The sequence below is a fragment of the Tistrella bauzanensis genome, assembly GCF_014636235.1.
GTDB lineage: Bacteria > Pseudomonadota > Alphaproteobacteria > Tistrellales > Tistrellaceae > Tistrella > Tistrella bauzanensis.
The window spans coordinates 1-1918 of the sequence record NZ_BMDZ01000160.1 but is presented as its reverse complement, the minus strand read 5'-3'; the positions used below and the strand labels follow the sequence as shown (position 1 = coordinate 1918).

The following is a 1918-nucleotide window of genomic DNA, read 5'->3' as shown; positions in this document are numbered from 1 at the left end:
CCGTAACCCCGCACAAGCACCCTCAAACGACGCTGGCAGACGGGGAAAGGGGCCAGATAGATGGATTTTTCCGCAGCCTGCTATATCCTGCTCGGCGCGCTGGCACACAAGGCGGGGATCACGACCGACGTCTTCCGCTCAATGCGTATTCTGCTGGGCCGCCTGCCGGGCGGGCTGGCGGTGGCCTGCATCTTCGGCTGCGGCGGCTTTGCCGCCCTGTCGGGATCGAGCCTCGCCTGTGCGGCCGCCATGGGCCGGATCGCAGTGCCCGAGATGATCGACAACGGCTATGACCGGCGCCTTGCGACCGGCACCGTGGCGATGGGCGGCACGGTCGGGTCGATGATCCCGCCATCGATCCCCTTCCTGCTGTTCGCGATCCTGGCCGAACAATCGGTGGGCAAATTGCTGCTGGCCGGCATCCTGCCGGGCCTGCTGACCCTGCTCGGCTATGTGATCACGGTCCAGATCTGGGTGCGACTGCGCCCGGATGCAGCACCGGGGCGGCCGGCACGGGCGTCGATGCGCGCGATGTGGAGCGCCATCTTCGGCCTCTGGCCGGCGACCCTGCTGTTCGCGATCATCGCGGTCGGCATCTTCACCGGCCTGTTCACCACCATCCAGTCGGCCGCGGTCAGCGTGCTGGCCGCGGCAGCGATCGGTTTCGGCCGAAAAATGCTGCGGTGGCGCGACGTCTATGAGGCGCTTGAGGAAGCGGTCTCGCAGTCGTCCCAACTGTTCGTCATGGCCTTTGGCGCCAAGGTGCTCATCACGCTGGTTGCCGCGTCGAACCTGACCGGCGATCTGGTCGAGTGGACAGGGCATGCCGGGCTCGAACCCTGGCAGATCATGGCGGCGATCGTGGTCCTGTTCCTGATCCTGGGGATGTTCCTGGATCCGTCGGGAATCCTGCTGCTGTTGGTGCCGATCACGCTTCCGATCGTCTCCGACCTTGGTTATGACCTGATCTGGTATGCGGTGATCGTGGTGAAGCTGCTCGAAATCGGCCTGGTGACGCCGCCTCTGGGGTTGAACGCCTTCATGGTCAATGCCTCGGTTCCGCACAACTATGCGGTGAGCCTGCAGCAGGTCTTCGCCGGCATCGCCCCCTTCCTGGTGCTGGAAGTGGTGGTGACAGGGCTGCTGCTCGCCTTCCCGATCATCTCGCTGTTCATCCCGAACATGATGTAACCGGAAGCGGGCGGCCCGGTGATCAGGCGGCCTGCCATTCCGCCGTGCGCAGGAAGAAGCTGGTGAGGTTGTATTTCGTGCCGCTGACCGGCGGCGCGCCGCGATGAAGATGGGTCCAGAATGGCGGGAACAGCACCATCAGTCCCTTGGTCGGCTTGACCGCGACGCCCTGATAGGGAAATTCGGTCAGGCCGCCCTCGTCGACCGTGGCGAGATAACACAAGGCCGAAACGAAGCGGTCATGAGTGTCGCGCGGGCCGGCGTCGATATGCCAGCCGAAGCCCTGCCCCGGCCTGATCCGCTCGATCACCGGCGTGCTGATGGTAAAATTCGGCGCCTGAACCATCCGCTGCATCGACTGGTATTTGCCGGCATAGGCGACCAAGGCCTGACGCAGCACCTGATCGACCTCACCTGCCAGGTCCTGCCAATGGGCCCCACGCAACGAGGCCATTTCGCCGCTGCGATTGGCGCTCAGACCAGCCGCCGTGCGGCTGGGATACCGATCCTTGTCGGCCTCGAACCGCGCCACCAGCCGATCGCACAGATCGTCGGACAGCAGCTTCGGATAGGCTTCGACAAAAGCCGGCAATGAAGATGATCGGGATGCATTTCCAGATGTCATATCGCGATCCTGTCGAAAATTGGTAATTGCTCACCCTACCCATCGGGCAGGGAAGGCGGTGGCTTGGGTTGGGTAACCGGATTGGCCTACCAGATGTAGATT

At 63.7% G+C, this 1918-nt stretch carries 2 protein-coding genes; one reads left to right on the top strand and one right to left on the bottom strand.

The window, feature by feature from the left end; translation table 11 throughout:
* Positions 1–60 precede the first annotated feature (60 nt).
* Positions 61–1191 (top strand): TRAP transporter large permease, encoded by a 1131-nt coding sequence (locus IEW15_RS25275; protein WP_188583276.1) that lies wholly within the window; start codon positions 61–63, stop codon positions 1189–1191.
* A gap of 22 nt (positions 1192–1213) precedes the next feature.
* Here IEW15_RS25275 and IEW15_RS25270 read toward each other — a convergent pair whose 3' ends face one another.
* Entirely contained in the window at positions 1214–1783 is a 570-nt protein-coding gene (locus IEW15_RS25270; RefSeq protein ID WP_229708838.1) for a 2OG-Fe(II) oxygenase, read from the bottom strand.
* Between the last annotated feature and the right edge of the window lie 135 nt (positions 1784–1918).